The organism is Bacillus smithii, from assembly GCF_001050115.1.
GTDB classification, from domain to species: Bacteria; Bacillota; Bacilli; order Bacillales; family DSM-4216; genus Bacillus_O; species Bacillus_O smithii.
The window spans coordinates 2,155,676-2,181,687 of sequence record NZ_CP012024.1 but is presented as its reverse complement, the minus strand read 5'-3'; the positions used below and the strand labels follow the sequence as shown (position 1 = coordinate 2,181,687).

Below are 26,012 nucleotides of genomic sequence, written 5' to 3'. Positions count from 1 at the left end.
ACGATTTTTTCTTATTGGCATCCATTTTGCATGACAATGAATGAAGAAGTTAGAAAATAGAGCAGGAATCGTCTTTCTTTTTTGCGCTCATTCAGACAGTAAAAAATGGAATTAACCATGAGCGATGCTACGATTTCGGTGATTCGTACGATATCCTTTGTCGGATCTTATTCTCGATCACTATTGTTTATGCGCATACGAGCAATGGAATGATAGTCAGGAAATCCTGCATTCCCATGTAGGGACGACAAAGACGACAAGTAGTATGTTTTTGTCCTTTAGCTTATAATGGATTCAGCATCATGAGGGAGGAATAGAGAATGGAAATATTTCGCTATATGGAAAAATACGATTATGAGCAGCTATTGTTTTGCCAAGATCAAAATTCAGGTCTAAAAGCTATTATTGCCATACATGACACGACGTTGGGACCTGCCCTCGGCGGAACGAGAATGTGGACTTATGAATCGGAAGAAGCGGCAATCGAAGACGCCCTTCGATTGGCAAGAGGCATGACATATAAAAATGCAGCAGCAGGATTGAATTTGGGCGGAGGAAAAACCGTCATTATTGGCGATCCTCATAAAGATAAAAATGAAGAAATGTTTCGTGCGCTCGGACGATTTATTCAAGGTTTAAACGGGCGTTACATTACCGCGGAAGATGTCGGCACAACGGTAGCGGATATGGATATCATTCACGAAGAGACCGATTTTGTCACCGGCATTTCACCTGCTTTCGGGTCTTCAGGAAACCCCTCTCCCGTTACAGCGTACGGCTGTTATGTCGGAATGAAGGCAGCGGCAAAAGAAGCATTTGGATCAGACTCATTAGAGGGATTAACCATAGCGGTGCAAGGAGCAGGAAATGTTGCTTATCATTTATGCAAATATCTTCATGAAGAACGGGCGCGTTTGATTGTAACGGATATTCATAAAGAACCGGTTCAACGCATTGTTCAAGAGTTTGGGGCGGAAGCGGTTGATCCAAATGACATCTATTCTGTAGAAGCGGACATCTTTTCACCTTGCGCCCTTGGTGCCATTCTGAACGATGAAACCATTCCGCAATTGAAAGTGAAAGTCATCGCTGGTTCTGCCAATAATCAACTAAAAGAGGCGAAACACGGGGATATGTTATATGAAATGGGCATTGTTTATGCTCCGGATTATGTGATTAATGCCGGTGGAGTAATCAATGTTGCCGATGAACTTTACGGCTACAACCGCGAACGCGCATTAAAAAAAGTAGAACAAATTTATCAAAACATTGAAAAGGTATTCGAAATTTCTAAAAGAGACGGGATTCCGACTTATATTGCGGCCGACCGTATGGCAGAAGAAAGAATTGAAAAAATCCGCCATTCTCGGAGCCAATTTTTAACCAACAGCAAACATATACTCAATCGCCGTCGCTAAGAGATTTAAAAAGGCAGCCATATGGGCAGAATTTGTAACAACCATAATCCATAACGGAAAAATCGATCCTTTCTATAGAACGTGAATCAGCGGCCAATTTGGTTTTGATAAGGAGGATTTCCTGATGGCAAAAGAATATGACATCGTGATTTTAGGAGGAGGGACGGGTGGATACGTAGCAGCCATACGGGCTTCCCAACTTGGATTGAAGACCGCGGTTGTCGAAAAAGAAAAACTTGGAGGCACTTGCCTTCATAAAGGATGTATTCCAAGCAAATCCCTTTTGAGAAGCGCGGAAGTTTTTGCGCAAACAAAAAACGGTGAAGAATATGGCATACTTGCCAAAGAAATTAAACTCGATTTTCAAAAAGTACAAATACGAAAGCAACGGATTGTGGATCAGCTGCATCGTGGTGTTCAACAGTTAATGAAAAAAGGAAAAATTGATCTGTATCATGGGGTCGGAAGGATTTTAGGCCCTTCCATTTTTGCTCCGGTTGCCGGGACGATTTCCGTTGAAATGAACGATGGGAATGAAAACGAGATTTTGATTCCTAAACATGTCATCATCGCTACTGGTTCACGGCCAAAGACGTTGAATGGTTTGGAAATCGATGGGGACTTTATTTTGTCTTCCAACGAAGCATTGGAGTTATCCAATGTTCCGTCCTCCGTTTTGATTGTTGGTGGAGGGGCGATCGGGATAGAATGGGCCTCGATGCTAAAGGACTTTGGATCGGATGTCACGATCATCGAATATGCCAACCGTCTTCTTCCATCTGAAGATCACGATATTTCAAGAGAATTGGAAATAAGGCTGAAGAAAAAAGGAATCCGAATTGTAACAAATGCCAAAATTCTCACGGATACGGTTCAAAAAGAAAAGACAACGGCTACGGTCCAAGTAGAAGTAAACGGGGAACGACTGGCGTATTCAGCTGAAAAAATTCTGGTTTGCGTTGGTCGTCAAGCGAATATTGAAGATATCGGTTTGGAAAACACCGATATTCAAGTGAATCAGGGGGTCATTCAAGTCAACGATTATTTTCAAACAAAAGAACGCCATATTTATGCGATTGGGGACGTCATTGGAGGATTGCAATTGGCTCACGTGGCTTCCCGTGAAGGAATGATTGCAGTCGAGCATATTGCAGGCTTGAATCCTGAACCGCTTGACTATTCGCTTGTTCCGAAATGCATTTATTCATCCCCTGAAATCGCCAGTGTTGGCTGGACGGAACAAGAAGCAAAGGAAAAAGGACTGAATTTGAAAATTGGAAAATTTCCGTTCCGAGCTGTTGGAAAAGCGCTTGTTTACGGACAGTCCGATGGATTTGTCAAGTTGATTGTCGATCGGGACACGGATGACGTATTAGGAGTTCATATGATTGGACCGCATGTGACCGATATGATATCCGAAGCCGGATTGGCGCGCTTTTTAGATGCTGCTTCTTGGGAAGTGGCTCATGCCATTCATCCGCATCCGACTTTGAGTGAAGCGTTGGGAGAGGCGGCCTTTTCCGTTGATGGAAAGGCGATACATCTGTGATGAAGAGAAGGAATGGAGGGTTTCAAATGGTTCAAAACCGACATAAGGAATTGGGCCTCAGCGACGATAGAGTTTTAGAGATGTATAAAACGATGCTTATGGCTCGTAAGATAGATGAACGTATGTGGCTTCTGAATCGTTCAGGAAAGATTCCGTTTGTCGTTTCTTGCCAAGGACATGAAGCAGCCCAAGTGGGAGCAGCCTTTGCGCTTGATGCAAAAAAAGATTATGTACTCCCTTATTACAGAGGTGTAGGGATTGTACTGTCCTTTGGAATGACGGCGAAAGATTTAATGCTTTCGGGTTTTGCGAAAGCGGAAGATCCAAATTCAGGGGGCCGACAAATGCCGGGGCATTTCAGCCAAAAGAAGCTGCACATTGTCACCGGATCCTCTCCAGTCACCACGCAAGTGCCTCATGCAGTCGGCATTGCACTGGCGGGAAAAATGGAGAAAAAAGATTTAGTAGCGTTAGCAACGTTCGGAGAAGGTTCATCCAATCAAGGTGACTTTCATGAAGCGGCTAATTTTGCGGGCGTTCATAAGCTTCCAGTTATTTTTATGTGCGAAAATAATCAATATGCGATTTCTGTTCCGCTAGAAAAACAGCTTGCCTGCGAAAGAGTGTCCGATCGCGCCGTCGGTTATGGAATGCCGGGCTATACGGTGAACGGCATGGATCCGCTCGAAGTTTACAAGGTGGTAAAAGAAGCTGCGGACCGTGCCCGCAAAGGAGAAGGTCCGACCTTAATTGAAGCATTGACCTATCGGTTGACGCCGCATTCTTCAGATGACGATGACCGCAGCTATCGTTCCCCGGATGAGGTGGCGGAAGCGAAAACAAAAGATCCGATTATCGTTTTTGGCGCTTATTTAAAAGAAGCAGGTGTCATGGATGACCAGCTTGAAAAGGAAATCCATAACGAAGTAATGGAGATCGTGAATGAAGCAACGGAGTATGCGGAGCAAGCACCATATGCTTTGCCGGAAGACGCACTGAAATATGTCTATAAGGAATCATTGTAAGGGGGATTCAACATGCCTGTCATTTCCTATATTGAGGCTGTGACCATGGCGATACGCGAGGAGATGGAACGAGATCCTCGTGTATTCGTGCTTGGAGAAGATGTCGGCAAAAAGGGCGGAGTATTCAAAGCGACCCAAGGATTATTTGAACAATTTGGGGGAGAACGAGTAATCGATACCCCGTTGGCTGAATCGGCGATAGCCGGTGTAGGAATTGGAGCGGCCCTTTATGGGATGCGGCCCATTGCCGAAATGCAATTTGCTGATTTTATTTTGCCCGCTGTCAACCAAATTATTTCGGAAGCGGCTAAGATTCGCTATCGCTCGAACAATGATTGGAATTGTCCGCTTGTGATAAGAGCTCCATACGGTGGAGGAGTTCATGGCGCTCTTTACCATTCTCAATCGATGGAAGCCGTTTTTGCCAACCAGCCGGGTTTAAAAATTGTGATGCCTTCCACTCCTTATGATGTGAAAGGTCTGTTGAAAGCGGCTGTTCGCGACGATGATCCCGTTTTATTTTTTGAACATAAGCGGGCCTATCGGCTGATCAAAGGAGAAGTGCCTGAAGAGGATTATGTGCTTCCAATCGGAAAAGCGGATGTAAAACGAGAAGGAGATGATGTGACCGTTATAACGTACGGTTTATGTGTTCATTTCGCTCTTCAAGCCGCAGAAAGACTCGCGAAGGATGGAATCGAAACGTATATATTGGATTTACGAACTGTTTATCCTCTTGATAAAGAAGCGATTATAGAAGCAGCCAAAAAAACAGGAAAAGTGCTGCTTGTTACAGAAGATACGAAAGAAGGAAGCATCATGAGTGAAGTATCGGCCATCATCGCAGAGCATTGTTTATTTGATCTTGACGCTCCTATTAAGCGGCTCGCAGGACCTGATATTCCGGCAATGCCTTATGCCCCTACCATGGAAAAATTCTTTATGGTAACTCCTGAAAAAGTGGAAAACGCCATAAGAGATTTAGCTGAGTTTTAACCGCACTTTCTTTAGAACCCTTTTTCGGAAGTGCCGACATAATGCAAATCTTATCTTTTTGGAGTCTATTACACATCTATTTTGAGTGAGTCGCATGGTTTAAGGAGCAATGAAGATACAAGGAGTGGTTACGATGGCACGGGAAAAAATGACGATGCCGCAGCTAGGCGAAAGTGTGACGGAAGGAACCATTAGCCGGTGGCTAGTAAAACCGGGTGATCATGTCAAAAAATACGATCCGATTGCGGAAGTTTTAACCGATAAAGTAAACGCTGAAGTCCCTTCTTCTTTTACCGGCACAGTCGTTGAACTTGCTGCCGATGAAGGTGAAACGCTCGAAGTGGGGAAAGTGATCTGTGTCATTGAGACAGAAGAAGAAGGTTCGACACAGAAAGAAACAACAGAGCAAGAAGTGCCGGCAGCCGGAATGACAATGAAACAGAAGGCGGTGGTTTCGGAGGCAAAGACCCGTTTCTCTCCGGCTGTATTAAAGCTTTCACAAGAGTATGGGATTGATTTGTCAAAAGTTCAAGGCACCGGAAAAGGGGGGCGTATTACCAGAAAAGATGTATGGAAATGGATTGAATCACATCATCATTCGAAAACTTCTGGGGAAGCACCTGCAACTGTTCATTCGGATGCTGTGGAAGAACGACCATTGAATGATCCTGAAAAGAACGACATGAAAAAGCACTTGCATTTGTCCGGAGCTCACGGTGATTTGGAAATACCGGTGACAGGAGTACGCAAAGCCATTGCCCAACATATGGTTCGAAGCAAACAAGAAATCCCTCATGCTTGGACCATGATGGAAGTCGACGTTACCAATCTTGTTCAGTACCGCGATTCCATCAAAGAAGAATTTAAAGAGAGGGAAGGTTTTAATTTAACGTATTTTGCCTTTTTTGTAAAAGCAACAGCTCAAGCCTTGAAAGAATATCCGCAAATGAATTCGATATGGGCAGGGGATAAAATCATTCAGAAAAAAGATATTAACATTTCGATCGCTGTAGCGACGGATGATGCGCTGTATGTACCTGTCATAAAGCATGCAGATGAAAAAACGATCAAGGGCATCGCAAGGGAGATTCATGAATTGGCCGTGAAGGCCCGTAACGGCAGCTTAAAGCAAGAAGATGTGGAAGGGGGCACGTTTACCGTTAATAACACAGGTTCCTTTGGTTCCGTGCAATCCATGGGAATTATCAATTATCCGCAAGCCGCCATTTTGCAGGTGGAATCGATCGTCAAGAGACTCATGGTAATGGATAACGGAATGATTGCGGTTCGCGATATGGTCAATCTTTGCCTCTCTATCGATCATCGAATACTGGATGGGCTTATTGCCGGGCGTTTTTTGCAAAGGGTGAAACAAATTCTCGAAAATATTTCGAAAGAGAATACACAGATTCATTGATCATTATCTCGAATCAAATACCTTTATCTTTCGAAATTTTAATCAAAAAATGATTTCTATCAAGTAAAAGGCCAGACTCAAAAAAAACAGGGCTGATTCCTCCTATCCACGATAAGGAGGAATCAGCCCTTTCATAATGGGTCGGCCTTTTTAGAGATTATTTAAAAAGGCTTGCAATGGAGTTAACGATCGATTGCAAAAAGTCGATGATCGATTGGAGGAAGCTTTTTCCTTCGTCCGAATTTTTAAATTCATTCCATTTCTCTTTTGCTTTTTCAATTTGAGAATTGACTGCATTCCAGTTGATGTTTAAGTTTTTCATTTTGTCAAACAAAGAGACAAGCTGATCCTTTTGATCCGGTGTCAAGGAAATATTTAATTCATTGGCAACGTTATTGACGATCACTTGAATATCTTCTTTTGTTTGAGGATGTTGTTTAGCGATTTCTTCTTTGATTTTTTCGATTAATTGTGTGGCATCGTTTTTCCCGATATCATCGGCTAGTTTGGCGGTTGTCACCATTTCTTGGTTGGCCACTTGCTTTTGTGCTTCCGGAATTTGTTTGCCTGTTGTGGATTCATAAGCTTTAATGATTCCGGTAAGCGCAGCCGTTCCGGATACGTCAAAAGGTGCCGTGATATAAATATCGGCATCTTTCACACCGGCCGTTGTCAACGCGTTCATATACATTTCTTTCGATACCCACGTAATATGATTGGTTTGCACTTTCAGGCCATATCCACTTTCTTTAGTGGTAATTTTGCTGGAAGAAATGGCTTTCGTGCCAATTTGCGAATTGGGAATATAGTTCCCCAAATATTTATGTTCTTCGGCGTTCGTAACCGTGATCGTATTGACATCACCGGATACGCCCATTTCATTTAAAACTTGTTCTTTTTGCTGAGGGGTTAAATCCGCTCCGAGAGTTACGGTTGTTTCGCCCGTAATGCTGTCAGCCTGCACAGACATGGTGAAACCCAATGTAAAGATGGCAAGCAACAAAAATAATTTTTTCATAAAATCCTCTCCTGTACAATTTACCTTTCGTTTTGGAATACAATGAGACTTCAGCTACGCTAAACTAAAGCAGTCGCTGAATGTTCATGGCGGAAGGTTGATTTTGACAGATTTGATCAAACCCGGGATTCCGCCGGCATCGTTCTTTCTCTCAGCTTTCGCATTTATTCGGATCAGCGAGGGAAAAGGACTTTTCTAATTCTTTATTTTAATCGAAATACAAATGGTTCTACAACTTTTTCTGCAATCCATCTTCCAAGTCGCTACTTTCGTCCTTTGCAGGAAATGATTCCTATAATGAAATAAGCAGGTATTTGTATGCGTATATTCATGAATGGAAAAACGATCGTTTTTTTTCGGAAAGAAGATGCCAAAGACTTACACATTGGCCCAATGATATAGCTTCCATTTTTTAAAGAGATGAGAATCAGGAAAAACTTTGCCGGCTAAAAAAGGAGCGCCGTAGATCGACGCCCCGATGATAGGGAGTTTAGGGTATGGATCTCGTTGTACCATGATTTTACCCTAATTTTTGATGGATAAACCTTTTATCATACCATAAAAAATTTGAAAATAAAGGTAAATTCCTTTATGATAGGTACATGATACGGAAAGGAGGAACGTTCCATGAGCATGAATTTTAACATTTTTATGAATGATATCGTGAATCAGTCTCGTAAAGAAATTGTCGACGCTGGTTATAGAGAACTTAGAACTCCGGAAGAAGTGGATGAAGCGTTGCAGAAAAAAGGCACGACTCTTGTGATGGTGAATTCGGTTTGCGGCTGTGCCGGAGGAATTGCACGTCCTGCTGCCGCTTATGCGATCCACTACGATAAACGTCCGGATCAGCTTGTTACAGTTTTTGCCGGACAGGATAAAGAAGCAACAGCGAAAGCTCGCAGTTATTTTACCGGCTATCCACCTTCTTCTCCATCTTTTGCACTTTTAAAAGATGGGAAACTGGTTGCCATGGTTGAACGACATGAGATTGAAGGACATGAGCCTTTGGAAGTCGTTCAAAAATTGCAAGCGGCTTTTGATCAATATTGCGACGAAGTGTAAGAAGTGTAAGATGGCAGCGATTTCGTTCTGCGATCACAACGTTTAAACGAAAAACGTGCCAAGGATGGAACAGAAAAATCCATGTCCGATAGATCCACTTTCATGCTGGCTCAACAAGGTCAGCCCTTTCAAATGGGAGATTTTTTTATTCTGCATTTGAAAAGGCTTTTGAGGCTCCTTGTGATCCAGCTTTTTTATTGATTATCCGGTCCAAAGTGTGATCTTGCTTGAAAACAAAGAAAGGGTTGAGCATACTAGAGGAGAAAATAATGGATTTGAGGTTATGGATATGTTTCGAATCGGTTATCGAACGATCAAAACAGCGGTAGGTACAACATTGGCGATCATGATTTCGCAATGGCTTCACTTGCATAATTTTGTCTCTGCCGGGATCATTACAATATTATGTATCAAAAATACGAAAGTGAAATCATTTGAGGCAGCATGGACGCGTTTTTTCGCTTGTGTGCTGGCGATGATTTTTTCTGCTTGTTTCTTTGAAGGAATTGCTTTTCATCCAGTTGTGATTGGTCTCATGCTATTGTTTTTTATTCCAACAACCGTAAAGCTAAAAGTAACAGAAGGCATTGTTACAAGCAGTGTCATTATTCTTCATATTTATTCAGCCGGTCATGTCACCCTTTCTTTGTTGTTGAATGAGCTGTGCCTCATTGTTGTCGGCATCGGCATTGCTTTATTGATGAACCTTTATATGCCCAGTGCAGATGAAACGTTGTATCGCTACCAGGAAGAAATTGAAAAGAACTTCCGGAGGATTTTTGAGGAAGTGATTTCGTATTTACGCAGTCATAAAAATGATTGGGATGGAAAAGAAATAACGGAAACGGCGCGTCTGTTGAAAGAAGCAAAATCACTCGCTTTAAAAGATGCAGAAAATCATCCAACAAGAGAAGAAAACTTATTTTATCACTATTTTGTCATTCGTGAAAAACAATTTGAAATACTCGAACGATTGTTGCCGATTTTAACGTTTGTCTCCTACCAAACAAAACAATCCCACATGGTTGCCGATTTTTTGGAAGAGTTAAAAGACAATATTCATCCTGGAAATACAGCTCATTTTTATTTGAAAAAACTATACGATATGAAGGTGGAATTTGAAAGAATGGAGTTGCCTAAAACAAGGGAGGAATTTGAAACAAGAGCGGCTCTTTTTCAATTTGTCCGAGAAATGGAACAATACTTGATCATCAAAAGTTCGTTTAAGGGTTTAAAACGAAAGGCGAATAAAAACAGCCAAAAATCCGCAACATACTCTTAAATAAACCCATCCCGGCAAGCAAAGATTGCGCTGGGGTGTTTTAGCAACATTTGATTTTCCGTTTTCCGACTGTTTTTCCATTCAAGCATCTAACGGTCGGTGAAGTTGGAAAGAAAAGTGGTGATCAAGTTGAAAAAACTTTGGTTAATTCTATTCATATTCGCTTTTTTGTTTCCGAATTCGACCTTTGCACAAGGCTCTCCTCTTATTGTCATCAATAAAAAAACAAATGAATTAGCCTTTTATAACCATGGCAAGTTGCAAATGAGGGAAAAAGTGGCCACTGGAAAAACGAATGAACTGACACCGGAAGGGCTGTTCACTGTAACGGTCAAAGCGAAAAATCCTTTCTATCGGAAGAAAAATATTCCCGGCGGGCATCCAAATAACCCGCTTGGAACGAGGTGGATCGGATTTAATGCCAAAAATACCGGCGGTCGAATCTATGGTGTCCACGGAACTAATAATCCATCTTCCATCGGGCACTATATTTCCAACGGCTGCATTCGTATGAACAATCAGGCGATTGAAAGATTGTATGAAAATGTTCCCATTGGAACGAAAATCAAGGTGGTCACATCCACACAATCGTTAGACCAGATAGCCAGGCAGTACGGTGCCATTCATTAGGAAAATAACCAAATGAAAAGCAATCGGCTTTCCAGCTGATTGCTTTTTTCGTTTTTACAAAAACATTGTAAGCCCGGCGAGGACCGTTGTGGCAATCATTGCCAATAACATGATATAGACAACGACTTTTTGGAATTTCTTATTTCTCATGATCTCCTCTCCTTCAATTCCGCTGTCTTTATATTATCGATTTTTCCAGTTGTCATCAACATGATCCTATAGAGGGATGGGTAAGATTTTTTGAAAAAAGAGGAGTTTTTAAAAATCATATCGAATATTAGAATGAAAAAATACTTGAACGTTGTCGCCCCTTTTGCCATTGACTTTTTATGCCGCCATACCCTAAAAATCCGAGAAAATTGATATTATTCGAAAAATAAAGCCATATGATCAGAATCTACCTTTCGTTTGTAGACTTTTTTTCAAAGGAGTATACTGAATGGTGAGTACATAAATTGGAGGTAATTTTTGCTATGGTGAATAAAGAAAGATTAGTCAATGAATTTTTGGAACTTGTACAAATTGACTCGGAAACCAAAAACGAAAGCGAGATTTCTAAAGTTTTAAAACAAAAATTTACAGAATTAGGCTTGGATGTCTATGAAGATAATGCGAAAGAAAAAACAGGGCATGGCGCCGGAAACTTGATTTGTACTTTACCGGGAAATAAAGAAGGCGTGGATCCTATTTATTTTACTTCACATATGGATACCGTCGTTCCCGGAAAAGGGGTGAAACCGTCCATTAAAGACGGTTACGTCGTCACGGACGGAACGACGATTTTAGGTGCTGATGATAAAGCCGGATTGGCGGCCATGTTTGAAGCAATCAGAATGATCAAAGAACAGAACATTTCTCATGGGACGATTCAATTTATCATAACGGTGGGGGAAGAATCCGGCTTAGTGGGAGCCAAAGAGCTTGATCCATCGCTTATTAAAGCGAAATATGGGTATGCTCTCGACAGCGATGGGAAAGTGGGAAATATTGTCGTGGCAGCTCCAACACAAGCAAAAATCAAAGCGGTGATTCTTGGAAAAACGGCTCATGCAGGTGTGGCTCCTGAGAAAGGGGTTTCCGCCATCACGATCGCCTCAAAAGCTATTGCAAGAATGCCGTTAGGACGAATCGACGAAGAAACCACTGCCAATATCGGCCGATTTGAAGGTGGGCAAGCAACGAATATCGTATGTGACCGTGTCGATATTTTGGCGGAAGCAAGATCGTTAGTTCCTGAAAAAATGGAACAACAAGTAGCCAAAATGAAAGAAGCTTTTGAAAGTGCCGCCCAAGAAATGGGAGGACGGGCAGAAATTGATGTGCAGGTTATGTACCCTGGTTTTAAATTTGGCGAAGGAGATAAAGTGGTGGAAATTGCGAAAAAAGCAGCGGCGAAAGTGGGCCGACCTTCTGAATTGCTGCAAAGCGGCGGCGGAAGCGACGCGAACGTGATTGCCGGATTAGGGATTCCTACTGTCAATTTAGCTGTAGGATATGAGGAGATTCATACAGTGAATGAGAAAATGCCTATTGAAGAACTAGTGAAATTGGCAGAAATGACAGTGGCTATTGTGGAAGAAGTAGCAAATCCATCGTAATTTCTTTTGAAAAGAGAGCTCTCCAGCTCTCTTTTCGACCGTTTTCAAAAGGGGGCACAAGAAATGGAAGAAACAAAAATGGTTGTTTTTCAATCAGGCAAGGAAGAATATGCCGTTCCGATTCAATATGTCGTTTCGATTGAAAAATTGGATCATATCAATCCCATTCCTCATTTGCCTGCTTATTTAAGGGGAATTGTCAAAAATCGTGGTGAATTGATTCCGGTCATTGATTTTGAGCAAGTTCTATATTCTCAATTTATCGAAAATTTGTCTGAAAGCCGTCTGATTGTTCTTCAAGTAGAATCATTCTTTTTCGGAATATTAGTAAAAGAGGCGAAAGAAATCATTGACATTCCGATTGAACTCCAAAAACAGATCGGCCTAATGGCTTACGAGGGAACCCGTTATTTTTCAGCAGTGGCAAACATGGAGAAACGCTTAGTGACCATCATTGATCCTAAAATTCTGGTGGAATCGCTAGAAGGCATTCAAGACATACAAGAATATATGAAAACGATGCAAAATGCCTGACGGTGGAACTTCCTGTTGTTATATCCCCGTTTTATCGCTGATCATAATATAGCAGATTCCTGCAGGCCACTTGTTATAACAGAAAAAATTGAATATAAGGAATAGCTGTTTATTTTGTCATTTGATAGAAGAAGGGAGCTAAAAGTTCCCTTCTTAGGATTGGCTCATAAAATTTGGTTGCGAAGCTACGATTCCATTTTGTTTATCGCGATAGGCGAGTAAATGCATGGCGCTACAAGCACTTGAAAGAATAGGTGAATCTTTATTCATTCAGCTTGAAACGGAATCCTCTGTGAACGGCCATGCGGGGAGCATTTTATGGAGCGGTTTATCCTGTCGGTAGCCGAGAGCGTATTCTGCTTGCATGATCGTATGAATCTCCCTCGTTCCTTCGTAAATAACCGGTGCTTTGGAATTTCTTAAATATCGTTCCACGGGATATTCATTGGAATATCCGTATGCGCCATGAATTTGCACCGCGTCATCCGCCGCTTTGTTGGCAAAATCACAGGCTTGCCATTTGGCTAAGGAGGTTTCGCGTGTATTGCGTCGGCCTTTGTTTTTCAATTCGCCGGCTCGATAGACAAGAAGCCGACTTATTTGCAGTCCTGCTTCCATGTTGGCGATCATTTGTTGAACGAGCTGATGGCGGCCGATTTCTTTTCCAAATGTCCTGCGTTCGTGGCAATATTTGACGCTTGCTTCCAGGCAGGCCATGATGAGGCCGCAGGCTCCGGCTGCGACAGTAAATCGACCGTTGTCAAGAGCCGACATAGCAATTTTAAATCCTTCACCTTCTTCGCCAAGCAAGTTTTCTTTTGGAACCCGGACGTTGTCAAAAAACAGTTCTCCCGTATTTCCGGCTCGAATTCCCAATTTTCCTTTAATCGCTTTGGAAGAAAATCCGGGCATGGTCCGTTCAACAATAAAGGCGGAAATCCCTTTATGTTTTTTGCTTTTGTCCGTATAGGCGAATACAAGAAAATGATCCGCCACGTCGCACAAGGAAATCCAAGTTTTTTGTCCGTTTAAAATATAGTCGTCGCCGTCTCGAGTCGCTGTCGTGCCTAAAGCGGCTACATCAGATCCTGCTCCAGGCTCAGTTAATCCAAAGGCGCCGATTTTTTCACCTTTCGCTTGAGGAACAAGATAAGTTTGTTTTTGATATTCGTTGCCCCATTGAAGAAGAGTCAGGCTATTCAGTCCGGTATGGACCGACACGGCTGTCCGAAATGCTGTATCTCCTCTTTCTAGTTCTTCGCACACAATCGCAAGCGAGTTGTAATCCATTCCGCTTCCACCATACTGTTCGGGAATACAGACACCCATCAAGCCGAGTTCAGCCAATTTTTTAATGATGTTTGTTTCAAAATGATGGTTTGCGTCCCATTCGCCGATATACGGCATGATCTCTTTATCCACGAACTGGCGCACGGTTTTTCTTAATAGTTGTTGCTCTTCCGAAAATTCAAAGTTCATGGGCTCATCGCTCCTTTAAATAATTTGATTCGTTTTCAAATCTTCAATCTCTGCATCAGAATAGCCTAAATGGCTCAAAATGAGTTCGTTGTGTTCCCCGGGCAAAGGAGGATATTGATTTTGTTTTACGGGTGTTTTCGAAAGTTTTAAAGGACTGCCAACGACTTGAATAGTCCCTGCTGTTGGATGTTTCATGGAAAGAAACATTTCCCGTGCTGTCAGCTGAGGGTCACAAACCATTTCATCCAATTTTTGAATAGGTCCGCACGGTATTTTTTTCTGTTGACAAGCTTCCATCCAGTAGGCGGTTGATTTCATTTGAAACCGTTTCTCTAAAATTGGGATAAGCTCTGTCCGGTGCTTCACCCGCTCCGGGTTGGTGGAAAAACGCGGATCGCTGGGAAGTTCCCGCATTTCCAACACGCTGCATAAATCTTGAAACTGCCGATCGTTCCCTACCGCAATGACCATTTCTCCATCGGCTGTGCGAAATGTTTGATAAGGTACGATATTAGGATGGCGGTTTCCCATTTTGGGCGGCACCTTTTTAGTCATGAGATAATTGCTGGCAACGTTGACTAGTGAGCTGACAGCGCAGTCATATAAAGAGAGATCGATCTTTTGCCCCCTTCCTGAACGGTCCTTTTCTAACAATGCTGCTTGAATGCCAATGCAGGCGTAGAGCCCGGTTAAAATATCCGTAATGGCTACTCCGGTTTTGAAGGGAGGCGTATGTTCGTCACCGGTAATTGACATAAGCCCACTCATTCCTTGAATGATAAAATCATATCCTGGCAGATTTTTATAAGGACCTGTCTCGCCAAATCCGGTAATGGAGCAGTAGATAAGTTTCGGATTGCATCGGGACAACTCCTCATATCCCAAACCGAGCCGGTCCATTGTGCCTGTTTTAAAGTTATGAATGACAACATCGCTTTTTTCCACTAGTTGATAAATGATCTTTTTTCCTCTTGGATCTTTTAAATTGACAGTTAGGCTTTTTTTATTTCGATTGGCGCATAAATAGTATGCGCTTACACCGTTTTGAAACGGAGGCCCCCATTTTCTTGTTTCATCGCTTCCGCCGGGGGCTTCTACTTTAATCACTTCCGCGCCTAAATCGCCTAAAATCATCGTACATAATGGTCCCGCAAGCACTCTTGTCAAGTCGAGAACTTTTACACCGTCTAACGCGCCAACCATCGTTATCACCCCTTTCATTCGTTATAAATGAAAAAGCCGGCTTCTTTCCGGCTAATAAACTGCGGAGCGAAAGAAATGGGCTCTTATCTGCCTGAATCGTTCGGACAATCAAGGTTGAAAAAATGAAAAGTTTTTTGCTTCAAACTGCCTTACCATGGCGGTAAGCTGAGATGAACAAGTATAGGCGGTAAACTATTATCCCGTTCTTTTTGTACTTTTCTACTTTATATTATTCTGAATAGCAAAAAAATAGTATGGGATATGTTGAAAAGGAACGGAAAATCCCTTGATGGTAAGCAGGAGAAGGAAGGAAATCTTTTAGTCGCTTTCATTCATCGGAGGAGCGCTCCATTGTTTTCTTCAAGCTGACAATTGGTATAATAAATTACAGAATGAATGGAGGTGGACGGAGGTGAAGCGGTATTACCCTAAAAACGGTCGAGTGATTTTACATGTCGATATGAATAGCTTCTATGCTTCGGTTGAAATGGCCTACGATCCATCCTTAAAGGGTAAACCATTAGCGATTGCAGGTGATCCTAAGCAACGAAAAGGGATTGTCGTCACATGTAGCTATGAAGCTAGAAAGTTCGGAGTAAAAACGACTATGCCAATATGGGAAGCGAAAAAGCGGTGCCCGGAACTGATTGTTAAACCGCCGAATTTTGATCGGTATCGGACCTTATCTCAGGCGATATTTAATATTTTGCGTGAATACACTCATCTAGTAGAGCCTGTTTCCATCGATGAAGGGTATATGGATATTACAGAAAGCTATGAATGGGGGACGCCGATTGAAATCGCCGAAGACATCCAAAAAAGACTTCAAAACGAATTGGACTTGCCTTCCAGCATAGGGATTGCTCCCAATAAATTTTTAGCGAAAATGGCTTCCAATATGAAAAAGCCGATGGGCATCACAATATTGCGCAAAAGAGATGTGCCTGTTCGATTATGGCCGCTTCCTGTTGAGGAGATGCACGGTGTGGGGGAGAAGACGGCCGCAAAATTACGAACGATTGGCATTCAGACGATTGGCGATTTGGCAAAAGCGAACGATATCCAGCTGAGATCTCTTCTAGGCATCATCGGGGTGCGTCTTCGCGAGCGGGCAAATGGTCGAGATGATCGAAAAGTGGATCCGGAGTCAGTGAATGAGCGCAAAAGCATTGGAAATTCAATGACTTTGCCTCAAGATGCGGAAAGTGAAGAGGAATTGTCCGAGGTGACTCACAAGCTGGCTGAAAAAGTCTCATCTCGTCTTAAGGAGCGGGGACTGCTCACGACCCATCTTTCGGTTATGATTCGCTTTCGAAACAGACATACGATCACGAGAAGCAAGAAATTGGACAGTCCGACGGATTCAGTGGGAGACATTCAGCGGATTTCTCGGGCGTTGGTTTTAGAACATTGGAATGGCACCCCTGTTCGTTTGCTTGGCATCACAGCACAAGATTTAGTGGAAAAAGAAGAGGCTTACAAGCAGCTGGATTTATTTACGTACCAAAAAGAAGCCAAAATAGAGCTTCTGTTGGAAACGATGGAAAAACTGAAAGAAAAATTTGGCAGCCAAATCATTCAAAAAGGGTTCCCGCGTTCTTAACAAATGAAAAAGTGGCGTTTTTTTTTAAAACATCCCGATTTGAAATGAATAGTGAGAAAGGCGATTCTTTCACCATCGGGAAATATTGTCAGAAGAAATCATGGTCTCTATTTGAACGTTTTTCCGTTATATAGGAAAGACGATGGTCTGATTCAATCATTTGCAACCCACGTCGAAAATTGATACAGTAAAATAGCGATAACAGCTTTAAATATAGTGCAGAAGGGGCGTAAGAAATGATGGCAAAACAACAAATTGGTGTAATCGGATTAGCTGTTATGGGAAAAAATTTAGCACTCAATATTGAAAGCAAAGGGTACTCTGTTTCGGTTTATAATCGTTCAAGAGAAAAAACAGATGCCTTATTAGAAGAAGCAAAAGGAAAAAATATTGTCGGAACATATAGTATTGAAGAATTTATTGATTCCTTGGAAAAACCGCGGAAAATTTTGTTGATGGTCAAAGCTGGAGCTCCGACGGATGCAACGATTGAACAATTAAAACCGCATCTCGAACCGGGCGATATTTTGATTGATGGAGGAAACACTTTCTTCAAAGATACACAGCGCCGCAATAAAGAGTTGAGTGAATTAGGCATTCATTTTATCGGCACTGGGGTATCCGGAGGAGAAGAAGGAGCATTGACCGGTCCTTCCATTATGCCCGGTGGACAAAAAGAAGCATATGATCTTGTTTCGCCCATTTTAAAGGATATTTCGGCTAAAGTGAATGGCGATCCATGTTGTACATATATTGGTCCAGACGGTGCCGGCCATTATGTGAAAATGGTTCATAATGGCATCGAATACGGCGATATGCAGCTGATTTCAGAAGCATACTTTTTACTGAAGAATTTGCTTGGTTTAAATGCTGATGAACTGCATCAAGTTTTTGCCGAATGGAATAAAGGTGAGCTGGACAGCTATTTGATTGAAATTACTGCTGACATTTTTACGAAAAAAGATGAAGAAACCGGAAAACCGCTGGTAGATGTGATTTTGGACAAAGCGGGTCAAAAAGGAACAGGAAAATGGACCAGTCAGAGCGCGCTCGACTTGGGAATTCCGCTCCCGCTTATTACCGAGTCGGTTTTTGCCCGCTTTATTTCTGCGTTGAAAGAGGAAAGAGTAAAAGCAAGCAAGCTTTTAAAAGGGCCGGAAACAAAAGGATTCGAAGGCGATCGCAGCAAACTGATCGAATCGATCCGCAGAGCGCTTTATATGAGCAAAATCTGTTCTTACGCCCAAGGATTTGCACAAATGAGAGCAGCTTCGGAAGAATACAATTGGAATCTTCGCTACGGTGACATCGCCATGATTTTCCGTGGCGGCTGCATCATTCGCGCGCAATTTTTGCAAAAAATTAAAGAAGCATATGATCGAGATCCAAACTTAACGAATTTGCTATTAGATCCTTATTTCAAAGAGATCGTCGAAAAATATCAGTCTTCTTTGCGTGAAGTCGTTTCGTTGGCTGTCCTTCAAGGAATCCCTGTTCCTGCTTTTTCTGCTGCTTTGGCTTACTATGACAGCTATAGGACAGAAACATTGCCTGCCAACTTAATTCAGGCGCAAAGAGACTACTTCGGCGCTCACACTTATGAAAGAGTGGACAAAGAAGGCATTTTCCATACAGAATGGATAAGCAAGTAATTTTGAAAAAGAAACTTTGTTTTCATATATGAAGAGAGTCCCCTCATAGCAGAAAAATCTGTTTGCTATGAGGGGATTTTTCTATGGGAAATTTGATCGTCTTTTAGAGTCCATTTTTTTAACTGCTGCAGATCAGCGAAGATTTTTCAATTGAGAATAGAGAAGTTTTTTGTGGAGCAGTATTTTAAGTTTAAGAGGATTTTCGAATATCACAAAATCCCTTTAAAATCACTTTCATACTTGATAATGAAGAATCCAAACAGAATGGAATTTTAGGCAACAATAGCTTTGACAACAGTCGCAGCAATGCTTGGAGTAGCATAATGAATAAAAAATCATACGTATTCATTTTATCCGAGCGCCTCAAAACAAATATACATACATACTAATGGGCTACACATGTAGAAACCTCATCCATCCCTTTTTTAACGCTGCCATAAGAAGGTTTTCAACATTCAGCAGTTTTATGATTTCGTCACACATGAGAATTTTTACTTTCCCAACATGTCATTCTTGTTATATTATTTAACAATTAAATCATAAAAAATGGTTGTCTGTTTTACGCATGGAAGATCCATTTATAAGCATTTTACATTGGGGAATCAGTATGATTGACTGATTTTTTACTTTGAAATGAAAGGAGTTTGAACGAATGTGGTGACTTTAAAAAAATGGTCAATTTACCTGATTTTCAAATGCTTAAGTTGGTTGCCGGAGAAAAAGGGATGGATCGTATGATCACAGGAGTAAACGTAACGGAAAGTGTAGATTGGGTGGATTTTTTCAGACCAAATGAACTAATCGTGACAACCGGAATTAATATGGAAAATAATCCGGAGAAAGTGGTGGAAATGGTTCGATCTGCCTATCGGCGCAAGGCTGTTGGCATTGTGTTAAATACGGGGCCATATATCCCCGATATTCCTGAAGAAGTTTTGCATTTTGCTGAAAAATATCAGTTTCCTGTTTTTCAAATGCCTTGGGAATATCGTGTTGCCGATTTTATAAAAATGACCGTTCAATTTTTAATTTCGGAACAACACAAACAAACGAAAGCTGAACAACTTCTTTCGGATCTGTTATTTAACCATGATATTCATGAAGGAACAGTGGCGAAAGAACTGGCCCAACTCGGATTTAAAGAAGATGCCGATTTCGGAATCATCGTATGTACACCATCCCAACGCTCTAATAAATCTTCTTCTTTCGTTCAAATTATTGAACATGCCTTTACAAATAGATATGAAAATTTTCTTTCGACCATTTATCAAGATGAAATGATCTATCTTGTAGATCGTTCAAAAGTTCGTACACCGGAAATTCCTTTTATCAAAACGGTAGAACATATACAAATGATGATTAACAAACAAGAAGCGAATGTAAAACTGTTAGTTGGGATGGGGAATTTTTATAGAAATATTTTCGATATTCCTAAAAGTTATTTTGAAGCCAAAAAGGTTATTCATCTTGCCCGGCGTCATTCTGCCCCATTCATTTGTAAGTACAAAGATATTGGCGCTTATAAAATTATTATGGCCGTGAAAGATCGCAACATGATTGAGATGTTTCATCAAGATATGTTAGGTCTTCTTTATCGTTATGACAAGCTGCATAAAACGGATTATGTACATTTTCTTCGTGTATTTCTTGAAGAGGACGGCCAGACGACCAATATCAGTCGAAGAGAGTTCATTCATCGCAACACGGTGCTTTATAAAATGAAAAAAATAGAGTCAATATTAGATGTGGATTTATCACACTCTTATACAAAAACGAATTTATTACTCGCGTTTATGATTGAAGATATTTTGAGATAATATTCTCCTTGTCATATGTGCAAATGCACAATTTATTTTGTTTGAATATTCATTGTTTTCTGAATGATAAATAATGTATTCTTTATATGTAAGAATTAATAACATTGAATGGAGTTGCGAATCAAATGAAAACGATGGATGTGATTCAAACAAAAAAAGAAGATCAACAGTATGTCTTGCATTCATGGTCCAAACAAAAGAATATTCATCCGAAAGTCATCACGAAAGCTGAAGGCATTTTTTTCTGGGATGATGAAAACCGAAAATACTATGATATGTGTTCACAACTCGTTTACTTGAATGTTGGACATCAGCATCCTAAATTGTTGGAAGAATTTAAGCATATGGATGAAATTCCTATCGCTGCACCTTCATTTGCGACACCATCAAAATCAGAACTCGCTCGCAAAATTATTGAAGTTGCGCCGGACAACATGGCGAAAGTATTTTTTGCAAACGGTGGAGCAGATTCAAATGATCATGCTATTAAAATCGCAAGGATGGTCACAGGACGTTATAAAATTTTTTCAAGGTATCGTTCGTACCACGGTGCCACATTCGGCGCCGGCAATTTAACCGGTGAAAATCGTCGATTTGCTGTTGAACCTGGGATGCCGGGTTTTATTAAATTTGATACACCTTATTTGTACCGGGAGTCTATTAATTTTGAAAATGAAGAAGCGGCAGCAAAGTTTTACCTTGATCGGTTGCACAATCAAATGCTATATGAAGGACCGGAATCCATTGCTGCTGTATTTCTTGAACCCATTCCGGGCAGCAATGGTGTTCTCATTCCGCCAAAAGGATATCTTGAAGGGGTGCGTGAATTATGTGACCGCTACGGAATTCTTATGGTTTGTGATGAAGTGATGTCGGGATTTGGAAGAACAGGAAAAATGTTCGCGGTCGATCATTTTAACTTCCAACCAGATATGATGACGTTTGCTAAAGGGGTAACAAGTGGTTATAGCCCGCTTGGCGGTGTGATTGTCAGCCGAAAAGTGGCGGAGTTTTTCGATGACCATGTATTAATGACAGGTTTAACATACAGCGGACATACCGTTTCAACCCAAATCGGGTGTGCAACGCTTGATATTTATAAAGAAGAAGGTCTCATTGAAAATGCTTCTGAAGTAGGTGAAGTGCTAGGAGCAAGATTGGAAAAACTAAGAGCGTTTAACTCAGTTGGTGATGTTCGTCATATCGGTTTATTCGCAGCCGTTGAACTTGTTAGAGACAAAAAGACAAAGGAACCGATTATATCGTATGGGATGGATTATGGAAAAGATGAAGCGGGATTAATGAAAACATTCATTCATTTATTGAATGAAAAGGGATTTTATACGTACTCGCATGAATCCAGTGTGATCATTGCACCTCCATTAATCATTACAGAACAACAGATAAATGAGGCGATGGATCTTTTCGAAGAAGCATTGACCAAGTTTGAAAAGGAGCATTTATTCTCTGCTGGAACATTGGTAACTAAATAAATGAAAGGAATTCACGGAATGGAAAAATTTTTTTATAAACAACCAGTACCGATTGATTTTGGCCCAGGCAAAATAAACTTATTACCACAAATCATAAAACGATTAAATAGGAAGCGCGGGATATTAATTAGTGCCCCGTCGATGGTTCGCAACGGTACGGCACAAAAAATTATGGATCAAGCGGAGGGGCGTATTGTAACGATATTTTCGGATATTCAAACAAACCCGACTGTGTATAACACGGATGCCTGCGCCCGCATCATTCGCGAATACAAATGTGATTTTGCCGTGGCTTTAGGAGGAGGGAGCATTTTAGACTGTGCAAAGGTTGCTTGTTTTGTGGCCGAAACGCCCTATAGTTCTGCTGACTTTTTATCTCGTGAACGTTCAGTGACGAAGCCTGGAATTCCTTTAATCGCTGTACCGACAACGGCTGGAACGGCGAGTGAAGTGACATCTGTTTCAGTGCTGACAGACACGGAAAGAAATGTGAAGGCTCCTCTCTCAAGCGATTATTTCTATCCGGCCTATGCGTTAATAGATCCTGAACTAACGGTCACTTGTCCGCCCGATGTGACTGCATCGAGCGGTCTGGATGTCCTGGCCCATTCACTGGAGGCATACTACGGAAAAAAGCATCAGCCTTTCACCGATATGGCGGCGGAAAGAGCAGCGTCGATTGTTTTCAAATATTTATTAACCGCCTATCATGAGCCTGAAAATATGGAGGCAAGAGCAAAAATGAGTGAAGCTTCCGTTACGGCAGGTCTGGCATTTAATATGACACAAACGGCTGCTGCGCATGCATGTTCTTATCCACTGACACAAGAGTTTCATATTCCTCATGGCGAGGCTTGTGCTTTTACTCTTCCTTCCTTTTGGAAAATCAATAGCCGGCTTGGGTTCGAATCGGAGCGTCTTCAAGCGTTCAGTAGGAGGCTGGGTTTCAAAGATTCGGAAGACTTGGCGGATCGAATAGACGAAATGAAAAAGGAAATGGGGTTAAGAATGACATTGGAAGAAATAGGGGTGTTGACAGAAGGAGATTTAGATAAACTTGTATCTCATAGTTTTTTTCCTAATATGATGAATAATCCAGTTTTGATGACGAAAGAAAGTTTAAAAGAAATGTATAATGCTTTGCGGAAAAAAACTAAAAAAATTGTGTGATGAAATATGACATTAATTCAGCAGTATGGAAGTTTTCTTGGTTTGAATTATCGTAATTTTCTTTAAATGATTTTAGGCTGGCTATTTCTTCAATGAAGGAATAAGGAAATAGATCAAATAAGGCGATCAATACGACAATTTGAAATTGTAAATAAGGAGGACTGCCAAATGCAACAACAAAAGATCTTAATTCATTCGGACAGATTGAAAAAGACGTTAGAAACGTTTGCGGAATTTGGCCGTACAAAAAATAATGGGGTCACACGATTATCTCTTTCAAAGGAAGATATAGCGGCTAGAGATTATTTTGTTTCGTGTTGTAAAGAAATAGGAATGACAGTAAAAATGGATGATATGGCTAACATTTATGCAACGATGGCAGGTGTTGAAGACAAACCTCCTCTTGTGATGGGTTCCCATTTAGATTCGGTAACGAAAGGCGGGAGGTTTGACGGTGTTCTTGGCGTGGTTGCTGCATTAGAAATTGCTCGTACGCTTCATGATCATCATATTCAACCAAAGATTCCATTTACGATTGTCAATTTTACAAATGAAGAAGGAGCAAGATTTGAACCGGCCATGATGTCTTCAGGTGTACTTTCCGGGAAGTTTGAGAAAACGGAAATGATGAAGAGCCGAGATACTGACGGGATAACATTTGGTGAAGCCTTAGCTGCTAGTGGATATAAAGGTGATATTGAAAATCGTTTGAAGGAAGCTACCGCTTTTTTAGAAATGCATATTGAACAAGGGCCGGTATTAGAAAGTGAAAATGTGAAGATTGGCATCGTAGAAGGTGTAGTTGGAATGGTGAATTATGAAATGGAAGTAACCGGTGAATCAGATCATGCCGGCACAACACCAATGAACATGAGAAAAGATGCCCTCTTTACAGCAACGGATATTATGACTGATTTGCGTAAAAAACTAAATCAATTAGACAGTGATTTAGTGTACACGGTGGGAAGAATGAACGTTCTTCCCAATATACACACGGTGATTCCGAATAAAACTATTTTTACGCTTGAAGCAAGACACAAAGATCCGAAAGTCATCCATCAAGTTGAAGAAGCCATTCAAGATTTACCGAAATCGCTAAAAGGCTGCGCTATATCCGCAAGAAAACTATGGGGGCGTGATACGGTAGTGTTCGATCAAAAACTATGTGATCGACTGGAAAAATCAGCTCAATCGCTCGGTTATTCAAGTAAAAGAATGTACAGCGGAGCGGGGCATGATGCCCAATTTATTGCCAGTTATCTGCCTACAGCTATGATATTTGTACCTAGCGTCAATGGAAAGAGCCATTGTGAAGAAGAGTTTACATCTTATGAAGAATGTGCGAATGGAGTGAATGTCGCTTTGGATACGGTTCTTTCCATTTTGGATTATTGATTCGTACCGTTGAAAAATATGTATAAATCATTGAGTGTTGATTTTTAAATCTGAATATTACGTTTATTCAAAAAACAATTTATTGATCATCATAAATTGATTAAAGGGTGAAGTCTATGAAATCGCAAATAGAAGAAAATGGCATAGTCACTTTAACCAATGAAGCAATGGATAGTATAAAAGGGAGCAACTTATGGAATGAAGACTTAAGGCCAACAACGAAAGAAGAACATTCATGGTCGGGCATGAATTTTGCTACTTTGTGGATGGGGATGTGCCTTATCATTCCTTCTTATACAATGGCCAGTGGCATGATTTCCCTGGGAATGAACTGGTGGCAGGCATTGCTCACTATTTTTCTTGGGAATTGTATCGTCTTGATTCCCATTTTATTAAATGCACATGCTGGAGCAAAATTCGGTATCCCATATCCGGTGTTTGCCAGATTATGGTTTGGTTCCAAAGGAACTCACATCCCCACCTTGGCACGTGCCATTGTTGCGGCTGGTTGGTTTGGAATTAACACATGGATTGGCACAACAAGTATAGACGCTCTTTTTGCCCGTGTTTTTTCGGGATGGGTGAATTTTCCTTTTCATACAGCGATTGTATTTATGATTTTTTGGGCGCTGAATGTTGGCATAGGAGTGAAAGGGCCTGAAGCGATCAAATGGCTAACGATCATTGCAAGTCCGATTGTCGGTCTTTCTTCCATCATCTTATTCATTTGGGCAATGACCCATATTCATGGTTGGGGGCCGATTTTAACAGCACCAAGTAAATTTCATTCTCTTGGAGAATTTTTGTCCACTTTCTTCCCTGCTTTAACGGGTGTTATAGCTTTTTGGGCAACCTTAGCCCTAAATATTCCTGATTTTGCTCGTTATGCCCGACAACAAAAATCGATGATGGTTGCACAAAGCTTGGCTCTACCCATAACTATGACGGTATTTTCTTTTATTGGGATATTTGTCACATCCGCAACCGTTGTGATTTTTGGAAAGGCTATTTGGGAACCCGTTGAATTATTAGCAAAATTTCCGACATTCATTGTTTTCCTTGGAGCCATTGTCATTGTTATTTCATCCATAACCGTAAATGTAGGGGCAAATCTTGTCGCTCCTGCCCGAGCTGCAGAAAACTTGTGGCCAAGGAGAATTACATTTTCCATTGGTGCTATACTGACCGGTTTATTTGCTATAGCGATGCAGCCATGGTATCTCATGTCGAATTTTCAAAACTTGATTTTTGGTTTTCTTGGAGGATACGGCGCTCTTCTCGGACCTATCGACGGTATTGCCATCGCAGATTATTGGATTGTTCGTCGACGCCGTTTGGCGTTGAGAGAATTATATCAAGTGAATGGACGTTATAGTTATTCTTCAGGAGTGAATAAAAACGGCATTTACGCTTTAATCATTGGAATTGTGATTCCGCTGGCAGGTTTAGTTATTCCGAGTTTGTCTTTCCTATGGAGCAATGCTTGGACGATAGGTTTGCTCGTGGCAATGGCGGTTTACAGTTATCTTATGCGCGACGATAAAAGTCTTCTATCATTAAAAGAGTATGAGGAAATAACCCTTTTTATGAACAACGATGAAACAAGTCAGAATCAATCAGCTGCGGTGAATGAGCTAAATTAAGTGACAGAGAATGAGGTCAAGGTAA

General features: G+C 41.3%; 21 protein-coding genes. 17 read left to right on the top strand and 4 right to left on the bottom strand.

Translation table 11 applies throughout. From position 1 onward, the window contains the following. The first annotated feature begins 320 nt into the window (after window positions 1–320). The 5 genes from bcd to BSM4216_RS10190 all read left to right on the top strand — a co-directional run bounded on the left by bcd (window position 321) and on the right by BSM4216_RS10190 (window position 6,405). Entirely contained in the window at window positions 321–1,418 is a 1,098-nt protein-coding gene (gene bcd / locus BSM4216_RS10210; RefSeq protein WP_048623653.1) for a branched-chain amino acid dehydrogenase, read from the top strand. 124 nt (window positions 1,419–1,542) lie between these two features. Further along, window positions 1,543–2,967, top strand: a complete 1,425-nt coding sequence (gene lpdA, locus BSM4216_RS10205; protein WP_048623652.1) for a dihydrolipoyl dehydrogenase — start codon at window positions 1,543–1,545, stop codon at window positions 2,965–2,967. A gap of 26 nt (window positions 2,968–2,993) precedes the next feature. Next, the gene (locus tag BSM4216_RS10200; RefSeq protein ID WP_003355275.1) at window positions 2,994–3,992 is read left to right on the top strand and encodes a thiamine pyrophosphate-dependent dehydrogenase E1 component subunit alpha; all 999 of its coding nucleotides are present in this window, start codon (window positions 2,994–2,996) and stop codon (window positions 3,990–3,992) included. 12 nt (window positions 3,993–4,004) lie between these two features. Further along, window positions 4,005–4,988, top strand: coding sequence for an alpha-ketoacid dehydrogenase subunit beta (locus tag BSM4216_RS10195; protein WP_003355273.1), 984 nt, complete (start codon window positions 4,005–4,007; stop codon window positions 4,986–4,988). 133 nt (window positions 4,989–5,121) lie between these two features. Continuing rightward, the gene (locus BSM4216_RS10190; protein WP_048623651.1) at window positions 5,122–6,405 is read left to right on the top strand and encodes a dihydrolipoamide acetyltransferase family protein; all 1,284 of its coding nucleotides are present in this window, start codon (window positions 5,122–5,124) and stop codon (window positions 6,403–6,405) included. A gap of 157 nt (window positions 6,406–6,562) precedes the next feature. Here BSM4216_RS10190 and BSM4216_RS10185 read toward each other — a convergent pair whose 3' ends face one another. Beyond that, entirely contained in the window at window positions 6,563–7,423 is an 861-nt protein-coding gene (locus BSM4216_RS10185) for a DUF1002 domain-containing protein (protein ID WP_048623650.1), read from the bottom strand. A gap of 627 nt (window positions 7,424–8,050) precedes the next feature. Here BSM4216_RS10185 and BSM4216_RS10180 point away from each other — a divergent pair. The 3 genes from BSM4216_RS10180 (at window position 8,051) to BSM4216_RS10170 (ending at window position 10,400) form a co-directional block, all read left to right on the top strand. Beyond that, window positions 8,051–8,488, top strand: coding sequence for a BrxA/BrxB family bacilliredoxin (locus tag BSM4216_RS10180; protein WP_048623649.1), 438 nt, complete (start codon window positions 8,051–8,053; stop codon window positions 8,486–8,488). 289 nt (window positions 8,489–8,777) lie between these two features. Continuing rightward, complete coding sequence (locus BSM4216_RS10175) at window positions 8,778–9,770, top strand: aromatic acid exporter family protein (RefSeq protein ID WP_003355269.1); 993 nt, start codon at window positions 8,778–8,780, stop codon at window positions 9,768–9,770. Between the two features lie 129 nt (window positions 9,771–9,899). Beyond that, window positions 9,900–10,400 carry a L,D-transpeptidase gene (locus BSM4216_RS10170; RefSeq protein ID WP_371836614.1) on the top strand — a complete coding sequence of 167 codons (501 nt, stop codon included), beginning with the start codon at window positions 9,900–9,902 and terminating at the stop codon, window positions 10,398–10,400. Between the two features lie 54 nt (window positions 10,401–10,454). Here the strand turns inward: BSM4216_RS10170 and prli42 are convergent, their stop codons facing one another. Continuing rightward, window positions 10,455–10,550: a stressosome-associated protein Prli42 gene (prli42, locus tag BSM4216_RS16755; RefSeq protein WP_003355267.1), complete on the bottom strand. Its 96-nt coding sequence runs from the start codon at window positions 10,548–10,550 to the stop codon at window positions 10,455–10,457. Between the two features lie 323 nt (window positions 10,551–10,873). Between prli42 and BSM4216_RS10165 the strand changes: the two genes are divergently transcribed. Further along, window positions 10,874–11,998, top strand: a complete 1,125-nt coding sequence (locus tag BSM4216_RS10165) for a tripeptidase T (protein WP_048623648.1) — start codon at window positions 10,874–10,876, stop codon at window positions 11,996–11,998. A gap of 63 nt (window positions 11,999–12,061) precedes the next feature. Continuing rightward, the gene (locus BSM4216_RS10160; RefSeq protein WP_048623647.1) at window positions 12,062–12,532 is read left to right on the top strand and encodes a chemotaxis protein CheW; all 471 of its coding nucleotides are present in this window, start codon (window positions 12,062–12,064) and stop codon (window positions 12,530–12,532) included. Window positions 12,533–12,802: 270 nt separating this feature from the next. Here the strand turns inward: BSM4216_RS10160 and BSM4216_RS10155 are convergent, their stop codons facing one another. Then, window positions 12,803–14,011 (bottom strand): acyl-CoA dehydrogenase family protein, encoded by a 1,209-nt coding sequence (locus BSM4216_RS10155; protein WP_048623646.1) that lies wholly within the window; start codon window positions 14,009–14,011, stop codon window positions 12,803–12,805. 15 nt (window positions 14,012–14,026) lie between these two features. Then, entirely contained in the window at window positions 14,027–15,214 is a 1,188-nt protein-coding gene (locus tag BSM4216_RS10150; protein WP_048623645.1) for a CaiB/BaiF CoA transferase family protein, read from the bottom strand. A gap of 412 nt (window positions 15,215–15,626) precedes the next feature. Between BSM4216_RS10150 and BSM4216_RS10145 the strand changes: the two genes are divergently transcribed. From BSM4216_RS10145 to BSM4216_RS10115, 7 genes are all read left to right on the top strand, one after another. Next, entirely contained in the window at window positions 15,627–16,817 is a 1,191-nt protein-coding gene (locus BSM4216_RS10145) for a DNA polymerase IV (RefSeq protein WP_048623644.1), read from the top strand. A gap of 239 nt (window positions 16,818–17,056) precedes the next feature. Then, entirely contained in the window at window positions 17,057–18,469 is a 1,413-nt protein-coding gene (gene gndA / locus BSM4216_RS10140; protein WP_040341911.1) for an NADP-dependent phosphogluconate dehydrogenase, read from the top strand. Between the two features lie 671 nt (window positions 18,470–19,140). Then, on the top strand, window positions 19,141–20,286 hold the full coding sequence (locus BSM4216_RS10135; RefSeq protein ID WP_048623643.1) for a PucR family transcriptional regulator: 1,146 nt from the start codon (window positions 19,141–19,143) through the stop codon (window positions 20,284–20,286). Between the two features lie 125 nt (window positions 20,287–20,411). Then, window positions 20,412–21,779, top strand: coding sequence for an aminotransferase class III-fold pyridoxal phosphate-dependent enzyme (locus BSM4216_RS10130; protein WP_048623642.1), 1,368 nt, complete (start codon window positions 20,412–20,414; stop codon window positions 21,777–21,779). An 18-nt stretch (window positions 21,780–21,797) separates the two neighbouring features. Beyond that, window positions 21,798–22,949 carry an iron-containing alcohol dehydrogenase family protein gene (locus tag BSM4216_RS10125; protein WP_048624489.1) on the top strand — a complete coding sequence of 384 codons (1,152 nt, stop codon included), beginning with the start codon at window positions 21,798–21,800 and terminating at the stop codon, window positions 22,947–22,949. Between the two features lie 168 nt (window positions 22,950–23,117). Further along, window positions 23,118–24,344 (top strand): Zn-dependent hydrolase, encoded by a 1,227-nt coding sequence (locus BSM4216_RS10120; protein WP_048623641.1) that lies wholly within the window; start codon window positions 23,118–23,120, stop codon window positions 24,342–24,344. A gap of 116 nt (window positions 24,345–24,460) precedes the next feature. Further along, a complete protein-coding gene (locus BSM4216_RS10115) occupies window positions 24,461–25,987 on the top strand; it encodes an NCS1 family nucleobase:cation symporter-1 (RefSeq protein ID WP_048623640.1) in 1,527 nt (508 codons plus the stop codon). Window positions 25,988–26,012: the final 25 nt, after the last annotated feature.